Annotated in this window: 28 protein-coding genes and 1 pseudogene; 18 read left to right on the forward strand and 11 right to left on the reverse strand. The window is 61.2% G+C overall.

Annotation, left to right across the window (positions count from 1 at the left end):
• Nucleotides 1-50: 50 nt before the first annotated feature.
• Entirely contained in the window at nucleotides 51-872 is an 822-nt protein-coding gene (locus NKJ58_RS22225) for an SDR family oxidoreductase (protein ID WP_352853811.1), read from the reverse strand.
• Nucleotides 873-1196: 324 nt separating this feature from the next.
• Between NKJ58_RS22225 and NKJ58_RS22230 the strand changes: the two genes are divergently transcribed.
• Nucleotides 1197-2231 carry a cysteine synthase A gene (locus NKJ58_RS22230; protein ID WP_352853813.1) on the forward strand — a complete coding sequence of 345 codons (1035 nt, stop codon included), beginning with the start codon at nucleotides 1197-1199 and terminating at the stop codon, nucleotides 2229-2231.
• Entirely contained in the window at nucleotides 2231-2974 is a 744-nt protein-coding gene (locus NKJ58_RS22235) for an alanyl-tRNA editing protein (protein ID WP_352853814.1), read from the forward strand. Before NKJ58_RS22230 ends, NKJ58_RS22235 begins: the two co-directional genes overlap by 1 nt.
• A 53-nt stretch (nucleotides 2975-3027) precedes the next feature.
• Here NKJ58_RS22235 and NKJ58_RS22240 read toward each other — a convergent pair whose 3' ends face one another.
• Together NKJ58_RS22240 and NKJ58_RS22245 are read right to left on the reverse strand one after the other, a co-directional pair.
• On the reverse strand, nucleotides 3028-3885 hold the full coding sequence (locus NKJ58_RS22240; RefSeq protein WP_352853815.1) for an alpha/beta fold hydrolase: 858 nt from the start codon (nucleotides 3883-3885) through the stop codon (nucleotides 3028-3030).
• 51 nt (nucleotides 3886-3936) lie between these two features.
• Entirely contained in the window at nucleotides 3937-4863 is a 927-nt protein-coding gene (locus NKJ58_RS22245) for an Lpg1974 family pore-forming outer membrane protein (protein WP_156931562.1), read from the reverse strand.
• 219 nt (nucleotides 4864-5082) lie between these two features.
• On the opposite strand from NKJ58_RS22245, the gene NKJ58_RS22250 reads away from it, so the two are divergent.
• A complete protein-coding gene (locus tag NKJ58_RS22250) occupies nucleotides 5083-6285 on the forward strand; it encodes a cytochrome P450 (protein ID WP_352853817.1) in 1203 nt (400 codons plus the stop codon).
• 9 nt (nucleotides 6286-6294) lie between these two features.
• Here the strand turns inward: NKJ58_RS22250 and NKJ58_RS22255 are convergent, their stop codons facing one another.
• The 3 genes from NKJ58_RS22255 to NKJ58_RS22265 are packed head-to-tail and all read right to left on the reverse strand — an operon-like array spanning nucleotide 6295 to nucleotide 8415.
• A complete protein-coding gene (locus NKJ58_RS22255) occupies nucleotides 6295-7083 on the reverse strand; it encodes a Stf0 family sulfotransferase (RefSeq protein WP_352853819.1) in 789 nt (262 codons plus the stop codon).
• Between the two features lie 34 nt (nucleotides 7084-7117).
• On the reverse strand, nucleotides 7118-7984 hold the full coding sequence (locus NKJ58_RS22260; protein ID WP_352853820.1) for an alpha/beta hydrolase: 867 nt from the start codon (nucleotides 7982-7984) through the stop codon (nucleotides 7118-7120).
• Nucleotides 7984-8415 carry a hypothetical protein gene (locus NKJ58_RS22265; RefSeq protein ID WP_023672793.1) on the reverse strand — a complete coding sequence of 144 codons (432 nt, stop codon included), beginning with the start codon at nucleotides 8413-8415 and terminating at the stop codon, nucleotides 7984-7986. Before NKJ58_RS22265 ends, NKJ58_RS22260 begins: the two co-directional genes overlap by 1 nt.
• Nucleotides 8416-8621: 206 nt before the next feature.
• Between NKJ58_RS22265 and sseA the strand changes: the two genes are divergently transcribed.
• The 4 genes and pseudogenes from sseA (at nucleotide 8622) to NKJ58_RS22285 (ending at nucleotide 10768) form a co-directional block, all read left to right on the forward strand.
• Entirely contained in the window at nucleotides 8622-9473 is an 852-nt protein-coding gene (sseA, locus tag NKJ58_RS22270; RefSeq protein WP_352853822.1) for a 3-mercaptopyruvate sulfurtransferase, read from the forward strand.
• 5 nt (nucleotides 9474-9478) lie between these two features.
• Nucleotides 9479-10042: a GNAT family N-acetyltransferase gene (locus tag NKJ58_RS22275; protein WP_023682574.1), complete on the forward strand. Its 564-nt coding sequence runs from the start codon at nucleotides 9479-9481 to the stop codon at nucleotides 10040-10042.
• Between the two features lie 19 nt (nucleotides 10043-10061).
• A pseudogene (locus NKJ58_RS22280) lies at nucleotides 10062-10166 on the forward strand (OmpA family protein); the annotation flags it as partial.
• Between the two features lie 134 nt (nucleotides 10167-10300).
• Nucleotides 10301-10768, forward strand: coding sequence for a DUF1203 domain-containing protein (locus NKJ58_RS22285; protein WP_023682573.1), 468 nt, complete (start codon nucleotides 10301-10303; stop codon nucleotides 10766-10768).
• A gap of 389 nt (nucleotides 10769-11157) precedes the next feature.
• Here the strand turns inward: NKJ58_RS22285 and ald are convergent, their stop codons facing one another.
• Nucleotides 11158-12273 carry an alanine dehydrogenase gene (gene ald, locus NKJ58_RS22290; protein WP_352853825.1) on the reverse strand — a complete coding sequence of 372 codons (1116 nt, stop codon included), beginning with the start codon at nucleotides 12271-12273 and terminating at the stop codon, nucleotides 11158-11160.
• A gap of 155 nt (nucleotides 12274-12428) precedes the next feature.
• Here ald and NKJ58_RS22295 point away from each other — a divergent pair, with 155 nt between their 5' ends.
• Complete coding sequence (locus tag NKJ58_RS22295; RefSeq protein ID WP_023668897.1) at nucleotides 12429-12902, forward strand: Lrp/AsnC family transcriptional regulator; 474 nt, start codon at nucleotides 12429-12431, stop codon at nucleotides 12900-12902.
• Here NKJ58_RS22295 and NKJ58_RS22300 read toward each other — a convergent pair.
• On the reverse strand, nucleotides 12899-13564 hold the full coding sequence (locus tag NKJ58_RS22300; RefSeq protein WP_023743031.1) for a 5-formyltetrahydrofolate cyclo-ligase: 666 nt from the start codon (nucleotides 13562-13564) through the stop codon (nucleotides 12899-12901). The genes NKJ58_RS22295 and NKJ58_RS22300 overlap by 4 nt on opposite strands.
• A 181-nt stretch (nucleotides 13565-13745) precedes the next feature.
• Here NKJ58_RS22300 and NKJ58_RS22305 point away from each other — a divergent pair, with 181 nt between their 5' ends.
• Nucleotides 13746-15011: an NAD(P)/FAD-dependent oxidoreductase gene (locus NKJ58_RS22305; RefSeq protein ID WP_023752297.1), complete on the forward strand. Its 1266-nt coding sequence runs from the start codon at nucleotides 13746-13748 to the stop codon at nucleotides 15009-15011.
• Between the two features lie 141 nt (nucleotides 15012-15152).
• Nucleotides 15153-16394 (forward strand): 5'-nucleotidase C-terminal domain-containing protein, encoded by a 1242-nt coding sequence (locus tag NKJ58_RS22310; RefSeq protein WP_352853828.1) that lies wholly within the window; start codon nucleotides 15153-15155, stop codon nucleotides 16392-16394.
• Nucleotides 16395-16454: 60 nt separating this feature from the next.
• On the opposite strand, the gene NKJ58_RS22315 is transcribed toward NKJ58_RS22310, so the two are convergent.
• Nucleotides 16455-17705, reverse strand: coding sequence for an SAM-dependent methyltransferase (locus tag NKJ58_RS22315; protein ID WP_023743028.1), 1251 nt, complete (start codon nucleotides 17703-17705; stop codon nucleotides 16455-16457).
• Nucleotides 17706-17964: 259 nt separating this feature from the next.
• Here NKJ58_RS22315 and NKJ58_RS22320 point away from each other — a divergent pair, with 259 nt between their 5' ends.
• The 6 genes from NKJ58_RS22320 (at nucleotide 17965) to NKJ58_RS22345 (ending at nucleotide 21070) form a co-directional block, all read left to right on the forward strand.
• Nucleotides 17965-18099 (forward strand): hypothetical protein, encoded by a 135-nt coding sequence (locus NKJ58_RS22320; protein ID WP_023688440.1) that lies wholly within the window; start codon nucleotides 17965-17967, stop codon nucleotides 18097-18099.
• Between the two features lie 114 nt (nucleotides 18100-18213).
• Complete coding sequence (locus NKJ58_RS22325) at nucleotides 18214-18504, forward strand: Dabb family protein (protein WP_023696086.1); 291 nt, start codon at nucleotides 18214-18216, stop codon at nucleotides 18502-18504.
• A gap of 55 nt (nucleotides 18505-18559) precedes the next feature.
• Nucleotides 18560-19432 (forward strand): VOC family protein, encoded by an 873-nt coding sequence (locus NKJ58_RS22330; RefSeq protein ID WP_023752296.1) that lies wholly within the window; start codon nucleotides 18560-18562, stop codon nucleotides 19430-19432.
• Complete coding sequence (kdsA, locus tag NKJ58_RS22335; RefSeq protein WP_031244139.1) at nucleotides 19429-20307, forward strand: 3-deoxy-8-phosphooctulonate synthase; 879 nt, start codon at nucleotides 19429-19431, stop codon at nucleotides 20305-20307. The genes NKJ58_RS22330 and kdsA overlap by 4 nt, the downstream gene beginning before the upstream one ends.
• Nucleotides 20308-20404: 97 nt before the next feature.
• Complete coding sequence (locus NKJ58_RS22340) at nucleotides 20405-20608, forward strand: dodecin family protein (RefSeq protein WP_023668908.1); 204 nt, start codon at nucleotides 20405-20407, stop codon at nucleotides 20606-20608.
• A gap of 84 nt (nucleotides 20609-20692) precedes the next feature.
• Nucleotides 20693-21070, forward strand: coding sequence for a PRC-barrel domain-containing protein (locus tag NKJ58_RS22345; protein ID WP_352519458.1), 378 nt, complete (start codon nucleotides 20693-20695; stop codon nucleotides 21068-21070).
• 63 nt (nucleotides 21071-21133) lie between these two features.
• Here NKJ58_RS22345 and NKJ58_RS22350 read toward each other — a convergent pair whose 3' ends face one another.
• Together NKJ58_RS22350 and NKJ58_RS22355 are read right to left on the reverse strand one after the other, a co-directional pair.
• Nucleotides 21134-21256, reverse strand: coding sequence for a hypothetical protein (locus NKJ58_RS22350; protein WP_023688444.1), 123 nt, complete (start codon nucleotides 21254-21256; stop codon nucleotides 21134-21136).
• Nucleotides 21257-21365: 109 nt separating this feature from the next.
• Nucleotides 21366-22946, reverse strand: coding sequence for a glycoside hydrolase family 19 protein (locus NKJ58_RS22355; RefSeq protein WP_352812884.1), 1581 nt, complete (start codon nucleotides 22944-22946; stop codon nucleotides 21366-21368).
• Between the two features lie 102 nt (nucleotides 22947-23048).
• Here NKJ58_RS22355 and eno point away from each other — a divergent pair, with 102 nt between their 5' ends.
• Together eno and NKJ58_RS22365 are read left to right on the forward strand one after the other, a co-directional pair.
• Nucleotides 23049-24323: a phosphopyruvate hydratase gene (gene eno, locus NKJ58_RS22360; protein WP_023682561.1), complete on the forward strand. Its 1275-nt coding sequence runs from the start codon at nucleotides 23049-23051 to the stop codon at nucleotides 24321-24323.
• A 137-nt stretch (nucleotides 24324-24460) separates the two neighbouring features.
• Nucleotides 24461-24784, forward strand: coding sequence for an FtsB family cell division protein (locus tag NKJ58_RS22365; RefSeq protein WP_023682560.1), 324 nt, complete (start codon nucleotides 24461-24463; stop codon nucleotides 24782-24784).
• The last annotated feature ends 106 nt before the right edge of the window (nucleotides 24785-24890 follow it).

Genomic DNA, 24890 nt, shown 5'->3' on the forward strand with positions numbered 1-24890 from the left:
TAAAGCCTATGGCGGCCGGTGCAGTCAGGCAACAGCCGGGCTGTGGACAGCTATTCGTTCGGCGGCTTGCGGTCGAAATTCAGCGGCCGCCCTGTCCAGCGGGTCGCCGTGCTGATGAACCACCGGCAGACTGGCCTTGGCAGCAGTGCCAGCAGCTTCAGCCCCCAGCTCAGCCGGTGAGGGAAGGTGACCTCGAAGCCGCCATGCTCGATGCCGCGCAGCATGCGGCGCGAGGCGCGGTTGACCGGCATCAGTCCCGGCATCGGCAGCATGTTCTTTTCGGTCAGCGGCGTGTCGATGAAGCCCGGATTCATCACCTGGATGCGTACATTCATCTTGTCGAAATCGTATTTCAGCGACTCGGCCAAGATGTTGATCGCCGCCTTCGAGCCGCCATAGGCCGCCGTGGTCGGCCAGCCGAAATAGGCGGTGACCGACCCGACAAGCACGATATGGCCGCGCGCACGGATGCGCATGCGCTCCATGAGCGGGACGAGGCCATTGATGATACCGAAATAGTTGACCTCGAAGGTCTGGCGAAAGTCGCGGACCCTGAGGTCTTCGCCGGGCGTGGCGATGTAGTTGCCGGCGTTGAAGACGGCGAGCATGATCGGCCCGAGCTCCTTTTCAATCGCCGCCACCGTGCTTGCCATGCGCGGCTCATCGGTGACGTCGCAAGGGTAGGCGACGACACGTCCCGGCATCTGCGCCGTCTCGACGATGAGCGCGTCGAGTGGGTCGCCGTCGAGTGCGGTGACCGCGACGACAAAGCCCTTTGCCGCGAGGTCCTTTGCCAGCGCACGGCCGATGCCGCTGCTGCCGCCGGTTATCCAGGCGACGCCGTGCTTCGGGTTGGCCCGGTAAAGTGTCATTCTGCGCCCTGCCGATCTGTCATTAGTGCTCTAGCGGTGAAAAAATCGAATGAAAAGAGCGCTTTTCCGTACTGGTTGAAATGATCGTCATCGCGCGTTGTCCGGCCGCAGGAGATTGCAGTGCCCGAAATGCGCCCAGAGACGGATGATGGCAGGTCGAACAGACCTGCCATCATCCGACTCTGAATCAAGGGAATAGAGCATGATGTCGGCCGAAAACCGCTCACACTTTTCGGCATCATGCTCTGGACCAGGCGAATTCTTGCCTTGAAACGCACGCTTCGGGTTTCTAGGGTCTCGCCGCAGCTACATAAGGAATCCCGGATGCCCCGTTCTGTGATCGAAGCGATCGGCAACACGCCCCTGATCCGCCTCAACAAGGCCTCGGAGCAGACCGGCTGCGAGATCCTGGGCAAGGCCGAGCTCATGAACCCCGGCCAGTCGGTCAAGGATCGCGCCGGCCTGTTCATAATCCGCGACGCCGAACAACGCGGGCTGTTGAAGCCGGGCGGCGTCATCGTCGAGGGCACGGCAGGCAATACCGGCATCGGCCTGACGCTGGTCGCCAAGGCGCTGGGCTATCGCACAGTGATCGTCATTCCCGACACCCAGAGCCAGGAAAAGAAGGACACGATCAAGCTGCTTGGCGCCGAGCTGATCGAAGTGCCGGCGGTGCCTTACAAGAACCCCAACAATTACGTGAAACTGTCGGGGCGGTTGGCCGAGCAGATGGCGAGGTCGGAGCCGAACGGCGCGATCTGGGCCAACCAGTTCGACAACGTTGCCAATCGCGACGGCCATATCCGCACCACGGCGGAAGAAATCTGGACGCAGACCGGCGGCAAGGTCGACGGTTTCGTCTCGGCGGTGGGTTCGGGCGGAACGCTGGCCGGCGTCGCATTCGGGCTGAAGGCCAGGAGCAGCAACGTCAAGATCGCGCTCGCCGATCCGCTGGGTGCGGCGCTCTATTCCTTCTACACCAGTGGCGAATTGAAGTCCGATGGCAGCTCGATCACCGAAGGGATAGGGCAGGGGCGCATCACGGCAAATCTCGATGGGTTCACGCCGGACTTCTCGTTCCAGGTGCCGGACGAGGAAGCGCTGCCGATCGTCTTCAACCTGATCCAGGAAGAAGGCCTGTGCGTCGGCGGTTCGACCGGCATCAACATTGCCGGCGCGATACGGCTGGCGCGCGAGCTTGGCCCCGGCCACACCATCGTGACCATCCTTGCCGACTATGGCACGCGCTACCAGTCGAAGCTGTTCAACCCGGAATTCCTGCGCGAGAAGAACCTGCCGGTGCCGGGCTGGATGGATGAGCGCAGCACAATTCCGGTGCCGTATGAGAAGGTCGCCTGATGGCGCACAGAACAGAAGCGCTGTTTCGCGACGACGCCTATCTCAGAGCGGCTGACGCCACTGTTGTCGCCATCAATGAGCGCGGCGGCATCATTCTCGACCGGACCATCTTCTATGCCACATCGGGCGGCCAGCCTGGCGATACCGGCACATTAGAGCGCGCGGACGGCAGCCGCATCGTCATTGCCGCCACCATCACCGGCGAGACCAAGGACGAGATCATCCAGGTGCCGGCGCCGGAGCAGCCGGCACCCGAGGTCGGCGAGCGGGTGAAACTCGCCATCGACTGGGAGCGGCGGCATCTCCTGATGCGCATGCACGCAGCTTGCCATTTGCTCACCGTCGTCTGTCCGTTTCCGATTACCGGTGCTGCGGTTTCCGAAGATGACAGCCGCGTCGACTTCGACGCTCCCGATGCCGGCTTCACCAGGGAAGACGTCACCGCCGGGCTGATGGAACTGGTGCGAGCCGATCATCCGATCTTCGTCAGGCTGATCACCGACGAGGAACTGGCAGCCAATCCTGGCCTGGTGAAATCCAAGACTGTCCGGCCGCCCGCGGGCACCGGCAAGATCCGCCTGGTCTGCATCGGCGACAACGCTTCGATCGACAGCCAGCCCTGCGGCGGCACCCATGTCAAAAGCACCGGCGAAGTCGGTGAAATCCATATCGGCAAGATCGAGAAGAAGGGCCGCGAAAACCGGCGTTTTCGCATTCGCTTCGGACCGCTGCCGGCGAATTAGGGTCAAATAGCACGTGGCCTCTATATTGCTCAGCCGGTCTGAGACACCTTGGCTTAACCAAGGTGTCGGAAACTGGACGGTGATCGCTCAACCCATGCTTCGATCTGCTCGGTGACAAACTTGGCTGCTTGATGGTGGATGAAGTGGCCAGCCCCGGGCAAAGCAATCACGGCGGTAACGTTGTCGACTTCTCGGAAGGTCCCGTCAAAAGCGCTTGACGGCACATAGGGATCGTCGGAGCCAAACAGCACAAGGGTCGGCGCCTTGACCAAAGGCAGCTGGCCCAGATCCGGCACCCTGCCAAGCGGTATGTTGGCCCTGTAGTAGCCCAGCATCGCTTCCGGATCGGATCGCCTGAGCGAATCTGTCAGGGCCTGCTTGTCCTGCGGATCGGCGACCCAGGTGGCGAGTTTGTCGATGTCCAGCATCTGGGTGGCGCCCGGGACCTGGAAGCCACGTACATATCCGATGATCTCGGCATTGGCCGGATCGGCGACCGCACGCAGATAGTTGCGGGGGTGCGGTGCCGACAGCAGGATGAGATGGCGCACGACCTGCGGCACGCGTATGGCCAGCCACCATGCGATGATGCCACCCCAGTCATGGCCGACAATAGCGGCCTGGGTCAGCTTTTCCGCTGCAAGAACAGCCAGCACGTCGTTGACCAGGTGGGTCAGCGCATAGTTGCCATGGCCTTGTGGTCCATCGCTTTGTCCGAAGCCCCTCAGGTCCGGCGCGATCACCCGATATCGGTCGCAGAGCGCTTGCATCTGCCGGCGCCAGCCCATTCCGTGATCCGGAATGCCATGCAGAAACACAATCGGCGGGCCTGAGCCCGCCGCTGTGTAGTGCAGTTTGACGTTGCCATTGACGGCAACCCTAGATTCAAACGCCACTTCCTGTTCCGTCAATTGCAATCCATTCGAAGCAGTAGTCCGAGCTGGGAGGCTCGAACCGCCGGCCTACATCTTGACTTCGAGGCGCAGGAACGGGCCGTTGAATGTCTGGGTGCTCTTGTCCGCCATCTCAAGCAGATTGTGCCACTGTTCGACCCGATAGCCTGCGGTGAACGTGGTATTTTCCCACGGTTTGAAAGTCACGCCACCGGAAAGGTCTATGCTGGTAACAACCTTGTTGGAATGCTGGCTTTCGCTGACGTTGATATCTGGATCAGGAGTAGGATCGCTTGGATCGCTCTCATGTTCGTGGAGGCTAAACTTGTCCGTCCGTCGGCCCCACATAGCCGAGCCCGAAACCGCACCGGTAAGACCCCACGTCTCACCCAGCGGATAGTAGACTTCGGCGCCGAGGCGCGGACCGATGCCGTAGAACTCGGATGAGCCAAGCTTGTCAGCGTTGCCGCCCTTGTCGGCCGGATCATTGGGAGTGGCGCTCACATTGAAATTCAGCTTCTCCTTGGAGTGCAGCAAGCGCAGACCGCCGAAGAATCGGATGTCGGCGCCCTGCGCCTCGACATGCTTGCCGATATCGAAGTCGAGCGTTTGGAAATTGTAGCTGTTGCCGAACGACAGGCCGATGACGCCGCCACTTTGCGGGACATTCAGACTAAAGTCGTTGTCCTGGCCGGCGTGAAAAGTACCAGCGAGCCTCCAGTCCACATCCGAAGAAATCGCTTTGGTGAGCGCCACTGATCCGTAGAGATCGCCGAAATCATTGCCACTGCCGAGCTTGTCGCTGGTATCGCCAAGCTTGTCGACGTTGGATTGATAGACCGCGCCTTCGAAGGCAATCTTGATGCGGGAATCGACCACTGCAGGATCGGTTACCTGTGCATCGGCGGCATGAGCCGCGACCACACCAACCGATGTCACCGAAGCGGCAGACGCTGCAACCGTAGCAAGAAGCTTACTTGAAACCTGATTTCGCATTTTTCCCCGCCTGGAATCGAACTGAATTGAATTAGCCCACTCGCACACTACCGCAGCGGCACCTTTCGTCATAGCTGCCATAATCATTTGATCGGGCAGTGTTACGCGTTTGCCACAGAACCCGTTTTATCTCTGCGAATCGAATATGATAGCGTAGGAGTTTCTGGTCGAGATGTCGGCGCTGGCCGCCTGGTGTCTACGGCTGCGCGGGGGGCATCGATGGACGACCGGATACAAATCGAAAGCGTTCTCAACAACCTCGTCTATGCGCTTTTTGCTCATGGCGGGCAGGCGGAAACGAGTGGTCGGCCCAGCGACTTCGGCAACATGGTTGTCTTTGACAATCCGGAAGCCGTCGACACAATCGTCAAGGCGCCGGAGCTCTTTCGGAAGAACTTCTCCCTGATCTCGGCGCTCGGTTTCAGCCGTTTCAACACGAACGATCAGGATTGGTCGGTCCGGCGTACCATCACCCAGGACGTCTATTTGGCGGCCGCCAAGCCGGCGCAGCAGCATCCCGTTGCGGAAATCTTCGCCACCTGTCTGTCCAGTAGCGACGCCACGCTGCCAGCCATCCAGCAAGCGTTGTTCGCCGCGTCGATGACCATATTTTACCGGGCTTTCGGCCTTGTTCCCGATATGGCGGCGACGCTGTTGCTGCTCGACAGGGTCCGCGACGTTCTGAGGCGTCTCCAATATTATTCCTGGGTGACGCCGACGACCGCCGAACGTGGGAACGCTATCCAGGACGCTCGCGCGGTGGTCGCCGATTTCGCATCGCTGCTGATGGCGGATCCCCGCGCCGCTGCGGAGATGGACCGCTTTAGAAGCGAAGCCACAGATATCGAAGGCTTCTCGCCGGTGGAGGAGTTTGTCATGAACTTCTTCGCAGGCGTCGAGACATCGGTGACGACCGCACTTTGGGTGATCGATCGACTGGGGGCAAACCAGCAGGTGCAAGACCGTATCCATGCCGAGGTTCTCTCGGGCGATGCGCAGACGCCGTATACCGATTGCATGATCAACGAAACGATGCGCTTTTTCCCTCCGATTCCGTTCCTGACCCGGGAAGTCGGTGCCCATACGGTTCTCGAAGGTCGGCGTCTCTACGCCGGGCAATTGATCATGGTGTCGATCGTCGGCGTGCACCAGAACCCGGCTTTCTGGTCAAACCCGCGTGTCTTCGATGCCAGCCGGAAGGAGTTCCTCGACAACAGCTTTGATCGGAGGGCCTTCATTCCTTTCCTCACCGGACCGCGCATGTGCGGTGGCGCACGTCTCGGCCGGCTGGAAGTTCGGGAGGCAGTCCTTGCCATAGTGCGCCAGTTTGCTTTTAGCCGGGTCGACGATGTCATCCGGTTCGACTATGCGCTGGCACTGCGCCCGGCGCAGGGTGCCTCCGTCAGTGTTTCGCGTCGATGAAACGCAGGGTCAGGCATGGTCCTGCCAAAACCGAGCGACATAGTCCCCAAATTGCCTTTTGATCATGGCCTTGAGTTCGGCATCATGCGCATAGCGCGCACCCGTCGATACGGCTTTTGATTTCAACTCGAAACCTGGGAACCAGTCGCTCATCGTGGCGGAAACGTTTTCCTGCTGGTTGGCGATGAAGTCCTCGTAGCAGACCTCAGCCACTCTGCTCTGATCAAGGGTGTTCAGGTAATTTTTCCACCTGATTTCGCTGTCGAAAATATGTTGGGCGGTATCCCTGGCAACCCTCTCGGTCAAAATTGTCACCTTGGGGATTCCAGGCAGCGTCTCCCGACCGTCGAACGGCTGGCCAGTATGGAGCATCGAAAGCAGGCTTATGGTTTGATCCACCTTGTTTCTTCTTGAGAGGAAGACATAGAACGAGTTGCCGTCGTCGTTGCCGATTGAATTGCGTGCGAATGGCAGGTTTTCAAAAAAGATCTTGGCAGCGAACACACCGTTCTCAGTCCTTTTCGCCAGGAGCTGGCGACCATAGGCCATTGCCCGCTCGTTGAGTTTTTCAAGATCAATTGTGTTGTCGGCCGACCAGCGTATCATCAGCGGCAGGGCATACTGCCACTGAAAATACTCGGTTGGGATTCCCAAGCCGAACTGTTGCAAGGTTTGGCAATAGGAATGCCCGGCCGTTCGCGGAGTGGTGCAAATCAGGATCTTGGCGGGATTTTCGGTTGAGCTTTGGCGATCATAGGTCGCCGAGATGTATTCACTGTACAAACCGTCGAAATGCATATCCGGAACCAACCCACAATCACACGCCAGATTTTCAGGCCGCAGACAGGAACCCCAGGATGAGCAGAGCCTGGTCCAGCGTCATCAGCGATGGCGGATCGCCAGCATCGATGTTGTCGACAAGCCACAGATCAGGCCGTGCGAGCCGTGTGCGCTCGATGGCCTGCCGGTCGACGAATTGGCTGTCGCGGCCGTACATCAACAGAACGCGGGCGTCGATCTTGGCAGCGATTGGGAAAAGATCGTATTGGCGGCCGGTCAGTGCGCCAAAATTTCCCGTCGTTGCGGGGTCATAGGCGAGCCGGAAGCCCTCGGGACCGGCTGCGATCCGGTTCTCCACATAGCGATTGAACACTGCGTCCTCGACCGGCCCCATGAGGGATCTGGTGGTGGCCAGATAGTCCTTGGCAGCGGCACGGCTCTCAAATTTAAGCGCACTTTCCTTCATGACATCGTCTCTCATAGCGTCGACCTTAGGCCCGCCGAGCATTGGAACGTCGTTGAGAACGATTTTCGTGGCCTTGGAGCGAGTCATGTGCAGAAACAACAGCAAGATCGTGCCGCCCCACGAAGTGCCGATGAAGTGGTTCTCCGTGCCGGCGAACTCGCCAAGCGCGCGCAGGCACTTGGAATAGACGTTGATGTCGTAGCCGGAGCCCAGATAGGCGCTACGCCCGCGCCCCAACAGGTCTGGGCAGACAACCAGGAAACCATTGCGGCACAAGAATGTGGCGAGGTAGTTAAAATCGGCACCATTGCCGGTGAAGCCGTGAAGGCAGAAAACTGTGGCGTGAGGCGTGCCGGCTGGCCGCCAGATGCGCACGAACATTGCGGCATACCGGTCATCCAGCCGGATAAGTATTTCTTGCGTCAGTGCCTCGGCAGGCTTGGCCGAACTCATCAGATGTCGCGCTTGCGGACGGCACGCTTGACCGAGCCGCGGTTGTCAATGAAGTCGCGTTTCCAGAACACCGACTTGTCAAGGTTTATGAGCTTGGCGTTCTTGATAAGTGGCAGGATATGGGACGAAGACCGCGTCGCCAGCACCGTGACGGCGGTAGCGTCGCCGCCGGGAAAAGGATTGAGCGGACCGCCATTCTTCGCCCATGCCTCCGCTATCTCGCGACTGGTCTGGATCCATCCAACGTAGGCCACGATAACGTCGTCGATCGAGCCGATCATATGTGTCTGCTGATCCATTTGATAGCGTAGCGTCTTCACCATCAAGCCGAACTCGTAACCATCGAAAGGCGGATAGTGTGCAAGAAAATTGCAAACAAGCCCGAGCGAAGCCGGATTGCTCGGAGTTCGGGAAAACAAGAGATTGCTCATGTCGAGATTTTATTGACCCCGCCCATCCCAGATCATAACCATCACTCCGTACTCGCCACGAAACACGAAAACAATCAGAATCAACACACTGCTGCGGCTGACTACGTCGTGCGCTCGCTGCGCATTCAGATTGTCGGGCCAAACAGGATCCGGAACCGAATGGCCGCCAAAATATAGTAGTCGGCCAACAAGGCAGGAGAACAACGATGGCCGATGACAGCCCTTTCACAGTCGATGCGGACTGGTTGCAGAGCCGTCTTGGCGAGCCCGGCCTGACGATCGTCGATGCGTCCTGGTACCTGCCGGCGCAGAAGCGCGATGCACGCGCCGAATATGAGGCAGCGCATATTCCGGGTGCGCGCTTCTTCGACCAGGATGCGGCCTCGGACCCAGATGCCAAGCTGCCGCACACGCTGCCTTCGCCGCAGCATTTCGCGCAATATGTCGGCGCCATGGGTATTTCGGCCGACGACACCATCGTCGTCTATGACGGTCCGGGCTTCTTCTCGGCGCCGCGCGCCTGGTGGATGTTCCGCGTCATGGGCGTGTTCCAGGTCTATGTGCTCGACGGCGGCTTCGACCGCTGGAAGGCGGCGGGCCGGCCGGTGACGGCGGAGCCGACCAAGATCGCGCCGAATGTGTTTCATGCCGATTTCGATGCCGCTCGCGTCGCCAGCCTTGCCGACATGCGCCGCATCGTCGAGACTGGCGAGAGCCAGATTGCGGACGCCCGAGGCGCGGGCCGCTTCACCGGCGCCGAGCCAGAGCCCCGCGCGGGTGTTCGCTCCGGCCACATGCCCGGCGCGCACAATTTGCCTTATTCGGCGCTGTCACAGGATGGCGCGCTGTTGTCGAAGGACCAGTTGCGCAAGGCCGTTGAGGATGCCGGTATCGATCTGTCGAAACCGGTCGTCACCTCTTGCGGTTCCGGCATCACGGCGGCTGTCGTCACTCTGGCGCTGGAGACGCTCGGCCACACCGACAACCGGCTCTACGACGGCTCATGGACGGAATGGGGCGGGCTGGCAGACACGCCCGTGGTGACGGGCAAGGAATGATGGCGATGGAAAATGGCGCGCTGGACGACATCGAGGTTACGGTCACGTTTCTGGAAATGCATGTGCCGCCGGCCTATTCGCCGCCGTTGCCCTACAACAGGCAGATCGCGCTGCTCAGGACCAAGGACATTCCGCTGCATTTCTACCGCTATCTGATGGATCGGGTCGGACGCAAATGGCACTGGGTCAATGTGCTGAGGCTGGACGATGACGAGCTTGCCGCCGGCATCCACCGCGAGGACCGCGACATCAGGGTGCTTTATCTCGACGGCGCGCCGGCCGGGTTCTTCGACCTCAAGCCGCATTTGCCAGAGGAAGTCGAACTCGCTTATTTCGGCATGATGGAACATGCGACCGGGCAAGGCATCGGCCGTTGGTTCCTCGGTGCGGCGATCGCCGCAGCATGGTCGTATGGGCCGAAACGGGTAACGGTGCAGACCTGCACGCTCGACCATCCGGCTGCCTTGCCGCTCTACCAGAAGCTCGGTTTTGCGCCGGTGGCGCAAAAGAAGGAGACCGTGCATCCGCTGTCGTTCGCCGAGCGCTCGGCCAGCGTCATGCGGCCGTGACTTTCTCCGACTGAAGGCCGAACCGACCGTTCACGGCGAGGAATTCCTGCTCGTGCGGACCCAGGACGAGAACTGGCGCAGCCGCCGGGTGACGCTGCGCCGCTTCGACGATTTCATCCGATGAGCCGGCGCGGGACCTGCCCAATGCCGAAGCAGTCCGGCCTGAGACTGGCCGGGCTGCTGACAGTTGACAGGAATCGGGTGGGAAGCACCTCGGCGGGGGCATAATTTCCGGTCAACCACACCGGAGATTTAGCCATGACCGTCCAGTTCAAAGCCTTGCCGACAGAAGATGTGAGAGCGCTGCAGCGCGGCGGGCCGGACGCTTACGGGCAAACGCCGGAGCGGAAGGTTTCAGATGGCGACGGGGTGCCGTGCCGGCATTGCCTGAGAAACGTCGCCGAAGGCGATGGCTATCTGATCGTGGCCTATCGGCCGTTTCCGGCGTTGCAGCCTTACGCCGAGACAGGCCCGATCTTCCTGCATGCGCAGGAATGCGAACGCGCAGCCGAGACGGAAGCGCTTCCAGAGATGCTTGAGAGCAGCGATTATATCGTGCGCGGCTATGGTGCGGATGACCGCATCGTCTATGGCAGCGGCGGCGTCATTCCGACTGGCGGCATTGCGGCGCGGGCAGAGACGCTGTTTGAGCGCGCTAACATCGCCTATGTCCACGTCCGCTCGGCGCGCAACAATTGTTATCAGTGCCGCATCGAGCGTTTCTGACAAAAAGATGCCCGCCGGTGGTCTGGCGGGCAGTTGGGAACCGTGTGACGGCTCGATCCGTCAAGTTGGCACCCCTGTCTGTGCAGGTTTTTCGGATGGCTGATGTGAAACGCTTCACACAGCGCCCGCGACTATCGCCGGCACACGGTGGCGCGCCGACTGGCGGCGAACTGTCGTACTGCCGTCGCATTCATACGTTAAAAGGTGAGTGTCGATGGATTGCCGACCGCGGATGAACCGGCGGGGATCTCGATATCGAGGAAGCGGGGCTTTGGCTCCGCTTTTTTGTTGCCGGCGTTTTGCCCGCAAGAAAAAACCCACCGGGATGAGCCGGCGGGCTGACGGGAGCAAGTCTTCCCAATTTAGGTGAGATCAGGATTTAGGTCTGGTCAGGCAGCCAGAACCACTTTCGGTTCGACCAGCTCGTAGCCGAGTGCTTCGGCGACGGCGCGATTGGTGATCTTGCCCCTGTGGACATTGAGACCGTTGCGCAAATGGTGGTCGTCGACCAGTGCCTTCAGGCCCCTGTCGGCCAGCTGCAGGCCATAATGCAGCGTCGCGTTGTTGAGCGCGTGCGCCGAGGTCACCGGCACGGCGCCCGGCATGTTGGCGACGCAGTAGTGGATCACGCCGTCGACCTCATAGGTCGGCTCGGCATGGGTAGTGGCGTGCGAGGTCTCGAAACAGCCGCCCTGGTCGATAGCGACGTCGACCAGCACCGAGCCTTTCTTCATGCCCGACAGCATTTCGCGGGTCACCAGCTTGGGTGCAGCAGCACCCGGGATGAGCACGGCGCCGACGACGATGTCGGCCGAGAAGCATTCTTCCTCAAGCGCCTCGACTGTGGAGTAGCGGGTGTGGACGCGGCCTGTAAAGAGGTCGTCCAGCTGGCGCAGGCGCGGGATCGAGCGGTCGATGATGGTGACGTCGGCGCCGAGGCCGACCCCCATGCGGGCGGCATGCAGGCCGACGACGCCGCCGCCGAGCACGGCGACCTTGCCGGGCAGTACGCCGGGCACGCCGCCGAGCAGCACGCCGCGGCCACCATTGGCCTTCTGCAGCGCGGTCGCGCCGGCCTGGATCGACAGGCGGCCGGCAACTTCCGACATCGGCGCCAAGAGCGGCAGGCCGCCGCGGTCGTCGGTTACGGTCTCATAGGCGATTGCGGTGACGCCGGACGCGAGCAGGCCCTTGGTCTGCTCCGGATCGGGGGCCAGGTGCAGATAGGTGTAGAGGATCTGACCGTCGCGCAGCTGCGCCCATTCGTTGGGCTGCGGCTCCTTGACCTTGACGATCATGTCCGACTTGGCGAACACGTCGGCGGCGGTCCTGGCGATGGTGGCGCCGGCGGCGCGGTAGGCATTGTCATCGGCGCCGATGCCGGCGCCGGCGCCGCTTTCGACCAGCACTTCATGGCCATGCGCGACATATTCGCGGACGGAGCCCGGCGTCAGGCCGACTCGGTATTCGTGGTTCTTGATTTCCTTGGGGCAGCCGACGCGCATAGTCTTCTCCTGATCCGGCCCTTCGGGCTCGTTCCCTGTATCAAGCGAGTGAACCACGAATCGTTGCGCAGGTGTTTGCGAATGCGCTTGCGCGGGGTCACGCGTTTCGATAATCGTTGCGCGAAATCAAGGAAGTTTCGCAGGAATCACGAGCAATGCCGCTCGACAGGATCGATATCGCCATTCTCGAGGCACTGCAGAAGGATGGCCGCATACCCAATGCGGCGCTCGCCGAAAGGGTCGGCCTGTCGCAGTCGGCCTGTTCGCGCCGGCTCGACAATCTGGAGAAATCCGGCACCATCCGCGGCTATCACGCCCGGCTTTCGAATGCAGCGCTCGGCCACCAGATGACGGCGATCGTGCACATATCGCTGTCGGGACAATTCGAAAAGACGCTGTCGGATTTCGAGGCGGCGATCAAGCGCTGCCCCAATGTGCTGTCCTGCCACCTGATGTCGGGCGAATACGACTATATCCTGCGCATCGCCGCCAAGGATCTGGTCGACTATGAGCGCATCCACAAGGAGTGGCTGTCGGCGATGCCGCACGTGACCAAGATCAATTCGTCGTTTGCCCTGCGCGAGATCGTCGATCGCACGGCGATGGGCATGAAGCCGGAACTGGCCTAGCCCTGAGCAGCCTCGGTCACCAGCCTATCCATCGGAATATCGTGCGGCTGCGGGTAGATGGTGGCTATGCGCTGCAGTTCGTAGCCGACGCCGATGACCAATGGCTTGAACGGCATGGCAGCCAGCGTGCGGTCGAAGAAGCCGCCGCCATAGCCCAGGCGGTAGTTTCGCGGGTCGATGCCGACGATCGGCGAGATGACGATGTCGGGCAGCACCGGGTCGCCTTCGGCGGGGATAGGGATGTTCCAGACGCCTTTTTCCAGCCGGTCGCCAGGCACATAAGCGCGGAAGATCAGCGGCTGGCCTTTCTCGATCACGATGGGCAGTGCCGTGCGGCCGCCGCGCTGGTTGATCGACGCCATCCACGACCGCAGGTCCGGCTCGCCGCGAAACGGCCAGTAGAGGCTGACCATGCGGCCGGCAATGTCGCCGATTGCCGCGTCGAGGCCTTCGGTGATAGCCCGCGACATCGCCACCCGCGCATCGGCCGAAACCGCCAACCGTGCCGCGATCAGACGCTCGCGCTCGGCCTTGCGCCAACGGCGCACATCGGTCCAGTCGGTCAATGGCGCGCGAAATTCCGGATCGAGTTCGTGCATGAAGCAAGGCGGCGAAGAATATTGCGCCCGCCCTTTGCCATCTTTGTCATCGTCGTTGGCCATGCTTCACTCCCGTGGTTCCAGCCCCTGCAAGGCTATACCCGTCCAGGCTTGCCGACATAGGCATTCGCGACATCCGGCGACGAGTCCTGGGCAGCCTTACGCGCGGCAGTCTAGCGCGCCGCGACATTGTTGCGGTGCACAAAAATCACTAGATAAAGGGAGACAAACAGGGGTGAATGCGATGAGTGAAACCAGCCATCATGTCGTTGTCGTCGGCGCAGGGTTCGGCGGTCTCGAACTCACCCGGGCGCTGGCCGGCGCACCCGTGCGCATCACCATGATCGACAAGCGCAACCATCACCTTTTCCAGCCGCTGCTCTACCAGGTGGCGACCACCTCGCTGGCGACCTCGGAAGTTGCCTGGCCGATCCGTCATCTGCTGCGCAAGCGCAAGGACGTGACGACCCTGCTCGGCAACGTCACCGGCGTCGACCGTCCAGGCAAATGCGTGCTGCTTGAGGACGGCAGTTCTGTTCCCTACGACACGCTGGTGCTCGCCACCGGCGCGCGTCATGCTTATTTCGGCCACGACGAATGGGAGCCTTTCGCGCCCGGGCTGAAGACGCTTGAAGATGCAACCACCATTCGCCGGCGCATCCTGCTCGCCTTCGAGCAGGCCGAGCGCGAGACCGATCCGGCCAAGCGCCAGGCACTGCTGACACTGGTCATCGTCGGCGGCGGCCCGACCGGCGTGGAGCTTGCCGGCACCATTGTCGAACTCGCGCATGAAACGCTGCGCGGCGAATTCCGCAACATCGACACGCGTGAGGCGCGTGTGGTGCTGGTCGAGGCCGGAGACAGGATCCTAGCCAATTTCGCGCCAAAGCTGTCCGACTATGCGCGCAAGGCGCTGGAGCGGCGGGGCGTCACGGTCGAGCTTGGCCGCGCCGTCACGCGCCTCGATGCCGAAGGCGTCGTCTTTGGCGATACGCATCTGCCGGCGCGAACCATCCTGTGGGCCGCCGGCGTGGCGGCTTCACCCGCGGGAGAGTGGCTGGGCGCGCCGGTGGACCGGGCGGGCAGGGCAATGGTCGAGCCCGATCTGACCGTGCCGAACAGTCCTGAAATCTTCGTCATCGGAGACACCGCGCATGTCTTGCGGCCGGACGGCAAACCGGTGCCCGGCGTGGCGCCCTCGGCCAAGCAGGAGGGCAAGCATGTTGCCGCGACGATCAGGGCGCGGCTGGCCGGCGATAGCGCGCCGCGCCCTTTCCGCTACAAACATGCCGGCGACCTGGCGACGATCGGCAAGTGGGCAGCCGCGATCGATTTCGGCTCGATCAAGCTCACGGGATGGCTTGCCTGGTGGCTGTGGGGCGTGGCGCATATCTACTTCCTGATCGGTTTTCGCAACCGGCTCTCGGTGTCGCTTAGCTGGCTATGGATCTATTTCACCGGCCAGCGCAGCGCGCGGCTGATCACCCAGGGCGATGATAACAAGGGCTGAGGTTCTCAACCGCGGCCAAGGATATTCATCCAACCGTCACCTTTAGCTGATCGACTGACTTCCCGATGGACATGGCCGGTTTTCGGCGCGAAGCTTCCGCTCGGGGCTGGGATCTTGTCACGTCGCTGGGAAGGAAAACCAATGCCGCATCTCAATTACCCCGTCTCCCGCCGTAGTTTTCTTGCCGGTACGGCCGCCAGCGGGGCGCTGATCATGCTCCATCCGTTTTCCGCCCGCGCGCAGGCCAATCAGGCGCATCTGAGGATCATGGAGACCACCGACATCCATGTGAATGTGCTGCCTTACGACTACTACGCAGACAAAGCCAACGACACGGGCGGTTTCTGGGGCTCGCATATGGGACTGATCGATCTGCTTCTGGAACGGGACGGATCGAAATGGCGCGTAGCCTCGGCCACATCTGAGGCAAGGCCGATCTACGAGCGCGTCGACAAGGCAAACAAGCCGACGGTGGCGGACGACCAGCGCGTCGTCGATGCGCTCAAGGCGGACCATGAGGCGACACTTGCCTATGTCCGCCGACCGGTCGGCAAGACCTCGGCGCCGCTCTATTCCTATTTCGCGCTGGTCGCCGACGATCCGTCGGTGCAGATCGTCAACCAGGCGCAGAGCTGGTACCTCAAGGACATATTAAAAAGCACGCAGTGGAAGGATGTGCCGCTGCTGTCGGCGGCAGCACCCTTCAAGGCCGGCGGGCGCAACGGCGCCGACTACTATACCGACGTGCCGGTGGGCGACATCGCCATCAAGAACGTCGCCGACCTCTATCTCTATCCGAACACGGTGCGCGCCGTCGAAATCACCGGCGCGCAAGTGAAGGAATGGCTGGAAATGTCGGCCGGCATTTTCAGGAAGATCGAGCCGGGCAAGGCCGACCAGGCGCTCATCGACACCGAATTCCCGTCCTACAATTTCGATGTGATCGATGGCGTCAGCTACGGAATAGACCTGTCGCAGCCGCCAAAATACGATGCCAAGGGTGGCGTCGCCAATGCCGGCTCGAACCGCATCGTCGGCCTCAGCTTCGACGGCAAGCCTATTGATCCGGCAGCGAAATTCGTCGTCGCCACCAACAATTACCGCGCCGGCGGTGGCGGCAATTTCCCCGACATCAATGCCTCGAAGATCATCTACGAGGCGCCGGACACCAACCGCGACGTGATCGTGCGCTACGTCGTCAGCGAAGGCACGATCAACCCCTCGGCCGACGACAATTGGTCGTTCACGCCGCTGCCCGGCACCAGCGTCGTGTTCGAGACCGGCCCCAAAGCGAAGGATTTCATATCTGGGGTGAAATCGCTCAAGATCGAGCCGGCCGGCGAGGGCGAATCCGGGTTTGCGAAGTATCGCATCCTGCTTTGAGGCAACGTGCAGCTAACAGGGAAAACGAGCGGGCATACGCCCGCTCAATCACGCTTCGGATCAGGCTTTGTAGACCACTTGGCGCACGTCGATGTAGCTGGCTCTAAAGCCGGCTTCGCAATAGTGGAGATAAAATTCCCAAAGCTTCTTGAAGCGGTCGTCGAAGCCGAGCGGGACGATCTTTTCCCACGACGCCCAGAAGCGGTTGCGCCATTCGGCAAGCGTGCGGGCATAGTCGTCCGGAAAGACGCGCTCGCGCAGATGGGCAAGGCCATGGTCGCTGCCCAGCGTCTTCAGGATCGACGGCGTCGGCAGCATGCCGCCTGGGAAGACATAGCGCTGGATGAAATCCGGCCGCGCCCGATAGGTGTCGTAGGCGGCCTCGTTGATGGTGATGATCTGCAGGCCGGCGGTGCCGCCGGGCCTCAGGCATGCCTTCATCTTGCCGAAAAATACCGGCCAATATTTTTCGCCGACCGCCTCGAACATCTCGATCGAGGCGATGCGGTCGTAAGTGCCCGTTTCGTCTCGGTAATCCTGCAGCTTGATGTCGACCTTGTCAGACAGTCCCGCCTTCTGGATGCGCGCCTTGGCGAAATCGTGCTGTTCGCGGCTGATGGTCAGGCCGGTGACGCGGCAGCCGATCTCGCGCGCGGCAAATTCGGCAAAACCGCCCCAGCCGCAGCCGATCTCGAGCACATGGTCCTTCTTGCCGATACCCGTATCCTTGGCCAGCGCGCGGTATTTGGCGGCCTGAGCGCTTTCCAGGTCGTTGGCGCCGGTCGCATAGAGCGCCGACGAATAGGTCATGCTGGGATCGAGCCATTGCTTGTAGAAGGCGTTGCCGAGATCGTAATGCGCCGAGATGTTGCGCTTCGAGCCTGTGCGGGTGTTTTCGTTGAACCAGTGGCGGATGCGCTGGACCGTGTTGATGAGCCAGCTGGCGCCGCCGGCAATGCGTTCGCCAACGGCCGAGTTGACGACGAACAATTCGAGGAAGCTGGTTACATCAGGGCTTTCCCAGTCGCCGTCCATGTAGGATTCGGCAACGCCGATGGTGCCGCCGGAAAAGGCACGGCCGGGCAGGCGCCAGTTCTTCAACACCAGTTCGGCATCCGGCCCGGGTCCATTGCCGCCGACAAGCACCGCCCGGCCATCCGGCATCCTCACCTTCAGCGAACCGCGCGGCAATTTCATCGCCGCCGACAGCACCATGCGCGCCTTGGCCGGCAGGCCCTTGACCATCTCGGCGAAATTGAGTTCGTCCAGCCTGATGGCGTCGCCGATGCCTTTGTATTCCCTGACAGCCATCTCACACCCCCCTGGACTTCCGCGGGGCGGCGCAAGATCTGCCGGCCCCCACATCCTCCACTTTTCATTCGCCAGGCGCGAATGCCGCTGCCCGCGTGAATTTTCGCCACAATCTTCCATGGCATTGGCCGAAACTTCAAGAGGCAAGCTTCGTGCGGCGCTGGCCCAGCTTGCCGGCCTGAGGCCAGAATCCGCGGGAGAGCGCGGCCCTCGGCGAAATCGCTATGGTTACGAACAGCCACATACGTTAGTTTCAGCCATGCGTTATGTCATCGTCATCGTCGCCATCGCCTTTTTCCTGATCTGGGACGGCCTCTACAATCAGGGCCGCTATCTCGACACGACGGTCAGGGAGATGTCGCGCGTCGTGCGCTACGTCACCGGCAAAGCCTAGCTTTTTGCGCCTCTGCAAAGTCGCCTGCCGGCATTGCCGGGCGCGACATCGTGGCGGTTGACGCGACGGTCCCGCTCACACAAAACATGCCGCAAATCGAACGTGGAGGCAGGCGTGATCCGGCATATCGTTTTCTTCAGCGCGCGGCGCAAGGACGATGTCGAGGCCGTGCGCACGGGCTTGCTCACACTGGGCAAGATCCCGCATTCAAGCCTCTTCGAGGTGACGCTCAACACCAAGGTCGATCCGCTGTCGGATGCGATCGACGTGGTCGTCTATGCCGAGTTCGAGGACGATGCCGCGCTTGCCGCATACAAGGCGCACCCGCTCTATGCCGAGACGACCAGCCGGGTCAAACCCTTGCGCGAATTGCGCTATTCGGCCGATATCGTGGCGACGGCCTGATCGGGCCGGCAAGAGGCCTTGAACCAATTTCGGGAATGATGCACACCGCGCCGGCATGACCAGCACGACCCATCCGCTTGACCATCTGGTGCTGCCGACGGCGAGCCTCGCCGTGGCGCGGGCGCGGCTGACATCGCTTGGCTTCATCGTCGCGCCAACCGGCGTTCATCCCTTCGGCACCGAAAATTGCTGCGTCTTCCTTGCCGACGGCACCTATCTCGAACCGCTGGCGGTTGGGAATGAACAGGTGGCAGCGAGTGCGATCGCCGGCGGCAATGTCTTTGTCGCCCGCGACCGGCTCTATCGCGCCAGCCTGGGCGATGAGGGCTTTTCCGCCGTGGTGCTGGCCACCGATGATGCCGATGCGGACCATGCGCGCTTTATCAAAGCCGGCCTGTCGGCGGGAGACGTGCTGAGCTTTTCCCGCGCCTTCACCGACACGGCCGGAAAGAGCGACATGGCCTCGTTCAAACTGGCTTTCGCCGCCGGCGCCGAGACGACGGACGCCTTTCTGTTCGCTTGCGAGCGGATCAACGCCCCTCAAATCGACCGTTCGGCACTGCAGGCCCATGCCAACGGCGTGACCGGCATTGCCGAAATCGTCGCGGTCAGCGACGCGCCTTCCACACAGATCAGCCTGATCTCGACAGTGGTTGGCTCGGAGCAGCAGAGCAGCGCGGTCTTCGACCTGCCGAATGCGCATCTGACCGTTCTGGATCCTGCGGCTTTCACCGCGCGCTTCGACATTCCGGCCGGTGCGCCGACAAGAGTTCGCTTCGCCGCGATTGTCTTTTCAGTCCGCAGTGTCGGCGCTGTCGCGAGGCTGCTTGCAGACAACGCCGTCGGGCACGATATAGCGGGCAACGAAATCGTCGTGCAGCCGGCATCCGGACAGGGCGCGGCTTTCATCTTCCGGGAGACCCCATGAGCAAGCCGCAATGGCCCAATTCGCTGGCGCCGAATTCGTCGGTAACCGTCGGCAACGTCGTCTTCGACAATAGCGGGCCCTTGGCGTTGATCGCCGGCCCGTGCCAGTTCGAATCGCGCCAGCACGCTTTCGACATGGCCGGCGCGCTGAAGGAACTGACCGGCAAGCTCGGCATCGGCCTCGTCTACAAGACCAGCTACGACAAGGCCAACCGCACCTCGCTGTCGGCAACGCGCGGCGCCGGCATGGACGCGGCGCTTCCGGTGTTCGACGAGTTGCGCAAGGAATTTTCGGTTCCCATTCTGACCGATGTCCACACCGAGGAGCAGTGCGCGATCGTCGCACACCATGTCGATGTGCTGCAGATTCCGGCCTTCCTGTCGCGCCAGACCGACATGCTGGTCGCCGCCGCCAAGACCGGCAAGGTGATCAACGTCAAGAAGGGGCAATTCCTGGCGCCTTGGGATATGAAGAACGTGGTGGCCAAGATCACCGGTTCGGGCAACCTCAATGTGCTGACCACCGAGCGCGGCGCGTCTTTCGGCTACAACACGCTGGTGTCGGACATGCGGGCTTTGCCTGTGATGGCAGAGATCGGCGCGCCGGTGATTTTCGACGCCACCCATTCGGTGCAGCAGCCGGGCGGGCAGGGCGGTTCCTCCGGTGGCGAGCGCCGCTTTGTCGAGACGCTGGCGCGGGCTGCCGTTGCCGTCGGCGTCGCCGGCGTGTTCATAGAGACCCACCAGGATCCCGACAATTCGACCTCCTCCGACGGGCCCAACATGCTGCCGCTGAAGGACATGCCGGCGCTGCTCGAAAGACTGATGGCATTCGACCGCATCGCCAAGAATGCTGCTGACCTGAACCGAGGCTGATGGTTTCGGCTATGGCGCGCGCGCTGCCCTGCTTGTGGAAGGCATAAGCCGGCTGTAGGCTCGCTGCTGCAAATGAGCGTCTTGGCAGGAGGAAGCAATGTCCGTCGCCCGCGTCACCGAAATCACGTCGTCGTCGAAAAAGAGCTTTCAGGACGCCATCGAGAAGGGGATTGAGCGGGCATCCAAAACCCTGAAGAACGTCGAAGGCGCTTGGATCCAGGACCAGAAGATCGTCGTCGAGGACGGCAGGATCGCGGCGTATCGCGTCAACATGAAGGTGACGTTCATCCTCGCGGAGTAACCGCCCGCCGCTCGAAAAAACGGGAACTTTCGCCCGCGCACCTCATTGTCAAAGTATCGATCAACGACATGAGGAGCAGCAGCCATGACCACCCAGACAGGCCACACCGAAGCCATCGCCGCTTCGCGCGTCATCGGCACGTCGGTCTACAACACCGAAGGCACGAGCATCGGCAGCATCGAGGACATCATGCTCGACAAGACGTCGAACGGCATCATGTTCGCGGTGATCGGGTTCGGTGGATTTCTCGGCATTGGCGAGAAGTATCACGCCATTCCGTGGGCGAGCCTCGACTATGACGAGGACAAGGGCGGCTATGTCGTGCCGTTCTCGAAGGAGCAGCTGAAGGCAGCACCCGCCTATTCGATCAATGAACTGGCCGGCGCCGATGGCGAGGCCGCACGTGATGCTTCCTATGATTACTACAAGGTCACGCCGTATTGGCATGATCAGCTGCGCTGACGCCTGACGTGAAAAGGCCCCCGAAATTCCGAAACGGGGGCCTTCAGTGTAACCCGACAGTTTCTATTCTGCTGCGTAAAGCGTGGACAGCTGCGTCGCCGCCTTTGGCGGCTGCTGCGTATCGCACGACGTCAGGAACGCCGCCGCGATCAGGAACAAACTCACGATACCGCTCAACTCGGACATGGCGAAACTCCTCCTGTTTCGCCCCGCGCATCACCATCCTAATCGACACATAGATTGTTATCTCTGAATTATAATGACGTGGTGTTGTCGAACGTGATCCGAGGCATGCTCAGCCGAGGAGTCCGGCATTCTTCACCGCCTTGAAAACCTTTTCATGCCAGGCGATCCGATCCGCTTCGCCATTGGCCGGCGTGGTGGAATTGGCGTTGCCGACGTTGATCGCGCGCGAGATCTTTTTGATCAGGCCGGCATCGGCAAAGGCATTGCAGCCTGACCCTTTCCATTCGGCGCAAGCTGCGAGCAGCGAAATCTGCGGATCCTCGATCAGTTCAGGATGATTGGCGAGGTCGACCTTGGCGAGCTTGCCCTTGGCCGTGTACGCGTCGCGCCCGGTGGTCTGGAACGTGCCGCCGCCGCGGAAATTGAAGCCGTCCAGCGTTCCTTTCACATTGCCCATGCGGCCGCCATAGGCCCAGTCGCCCAGGGCTTGCGGCTTGCGCAGCAGGTTGTCCTCGATCCACTGATCGGTCTTGCCCGCGGCTCGCGACCTCCATGCGTTCCGGATTGCCGCCACGGTCGTGTAGGTCAGGGATTCCCGAATGAGGGTGAAGCCACCGGTTTCCATCGCCGCTTGAGCGAAGAAATGCATCAGCCGATCATAGTTGTTGCACACCCCATGATCGCCAAGTGTCTTGAGGCCTTTGTCGGAGGTAAAGGCGCCGATGTAACCGTCATAGATTGTTCGCTTGGAACCGCTTGCCGGTCTCGGCGCGAATTTCTGGAAGACCGCTGCTGGCAAACCCTTGTTCGGATCGCCCTCAACCGCTTCGAGCACGCTCTCGACACTCTCGGTCGACAGCACCGGTTCGCCTTCGACGACCACCGAAGCATCGGGAATTCGCGTGCCGTTGCTTTTCGGAAAGCCACCGCCGGCAAAGGTTTTCAGATCGTCGATGAGGGCGATTACTCGGGTTCGGCTCTCCGTGAAATCCATGTCGGAAAGCGGACCGCTCACCTTCTTCGTTGGGTTGATGCATCCGACGCTGGACAGGAAATTGACGCCCGGATGGATCAGGATTTCGGTGCGCTTGTTGGTCTTCAGCAGTTCGAGTCCAGGTTTGGGTGGCGTCTTGCCGCCAGTGTATCCGATCGTCACATATTTGCCCCCGGCCTGTGTCGCCAGTGGATAGGTTCCGGGCTCGATGCGCCTGCCATTGTCTTCTTTGGAATTGTCGCCTGGGCCGCGAGATTCACACACGAACCCCGATAGACCCGTTACTGCCGTGCCGTTGTGAAAGACTTTATAGGTCCCAACCGTCCTGCGTCTGGTGCCCCTCACATGCTCGACTTTGCGGCTAATAAGAAGTTCCCAGCCAGTACCTGAAATCGCTGCCATTGCCGCCTCCCCAAAGAGTTCAAGCTTGTTCATTTCACTGTGGTCGCCAAATAGTTCGCGTTGTAGATGTGACCCTAACATCTTCGAATTCTCTGCATTGTGAAGTCTGTCACGTTGGCGGTAGCCACTTTTGAAGCATCGGCTGGAGTTTGTGCGCCGCCTGGTATTTCGTGATAAGGCATTGCCGCGATAAAAGGGGAGGGGCAGCCGCCCCATGCGGCGCCAGACATATGACGTCAGGGCGGGCTGTTTGCGTTCAGATGGCGTCGCCCATGCCCCACGGCCTGAGCGCATGGGGCGACCGTCACCTTATTTCATGCCATTCCTGATTGCCTTTTGCGGCACTTTGGCTAAGAGGGGCGCGACGCTTTCAATCGATCAATCGGGGACATCGCAATGACCGCCATCATCGACATTGTCGGGCGTGAAATCCTGGACAGCCGTGGAAATCCGACCGTCGAGGTCGACGTCGTTCTCGAAGACGGCTCAATGGGCCGCGCCGCCGTGCCGTCGGGCGCGTCGACCGGCGCGCATGAGGCCGTCGAACTGCGCGACGGTGGCGCCCGCTATCTCGGCAAGGGCGTGCTCAAGGCGGTCGAGGCCGTCAATGGCGAGCTGTTCGAGGCGATCGGCGGCATGGAAGCCGAGAACCAGATCCACATCGACCAGACCATGATCGAGCTCGACGGCACGCCCAACAAGAGCCGGCTCGGCGCCAACGCCATTCTCGGCGTTTCGCTGGCGGTCGCCAAGGCAGCAGCGGAAGCCGCCGGCCTGCCACTCTACCGCTATGTCGGCGGCACCAAGGCGCATTTGCTGCCGGTGCCCATGATGAACATCATCAATGGCGGAGCGCATGCCGACAATCCGATCGATTTCCAGGAATTCATGATCCTGCCGGTCGGCGCGCCGACTTTGCGCGAAGGCGTGCGCTGGGGCTCGGAAATCTTCCACACGCTGCGCAAGAAGCTCAAGGATGCCGGCCACAACACCAATGTCGGCGACGAAGGCGGCTTCGCGCCCAATCTGAAGAGTGCGCCGGTGGCGCTCGATTTCATCATGGAATCAATCGAGAAGGCCGGCTTCAAGCCGGGCGAAGAGATCGCGCTCGGTCTCGACTGTGCGGCGACCGAATTCTTCAAGGACGGCAATTACGTCTATGAGGGCGAGAAGAAGACCCGCGATCCGAAGGCGCAGGCCAAGTACCTGGCCAAGCTCGCCGCCGACTATCCGATCATCTCGATCGAGGACGGCCTGGCCGAGGACGACTGGGAGGGCTGGAAGTACCTGACCGATTTGATCGGCAACAAGACGCAGCTGGTTGGCGACGACCTCTTCGTCACCAACACGGCGCGGCTGCGCGACGGCATCCGCATGGGTGTCGCCAATTCGATCCTGGTCAAGGTCAACCAGATCGGCTCGCTTACCGAAACGCTCGACGCTGTCGAGACCGCGCATAAGGCAGGCTACACCGCAGTCATGTCGCACCGTTCGGGCGAAACCGAGGATTCGACCATCGCCGACCTCGCCGTCGCCACCAATTGCGGGCAGATCAAGACCGGTTCGCTGTCGCGCTCGGATCGCATGGCCAAGTACAACCAGCTGATCCGCATCGAGGAAGAGCTCGGCAAGCAGGCGCGCTACGCTGGCAAGTCGGTGGTCAAAGCCTAAATTCTGCCGAACTGGCGAAAACGATGGAAGGGCGGGATTTTCCCGCCCTTTTTCGTTGCGGCCGCTGGCTAATGCACCTGTCCGTAACCGTCCATTAAGCACAATCGAGCGACAATGGCGGTCAAAGGATTGCGACCATGTGGACACGCCAGCACAAGCAGAGAAACACCGGCCGGCTGATCATCCCGTCGCTTTGCGTGGCGTTCCTGGCCTATTTCGGCTTCCATGCCTATCATGGCGAGTTCGGCATCAATTCCAAATATCAGCTCGAAGCGCAGACCATCGAATTGCAGGCCAAGTACGATGCCATCAAGGCGCGCCGGATCGATCTGGAGCGGCGCGTCCAGCTGATGCATGAGGGCACGCTTGAAAAGGATATGCTCGACGAGCAGGCACGCCGGGCGCTCAATCTGTCCCAGCCCGATGAAATCACCATCATGCTGCCGGCCAATTCGAAATAACCGAATTTCGGTTAATCGCTGTTATCTCTAATGATTCTGGGCGTTTAGGCGCATGCCAGCCATGCGTTTTTCTGCATGGCGAAACGCGGTCTCGCATGTTAGCTTC

The organism is Mesorhizobium sp. M0139, assembly GCF_040322455.1.
GTDB lineage: Bacteria > Pseudomonadota > Alphaproteobacteria > Rhizobiales > Rhizobiaceae > Mesorhizobium.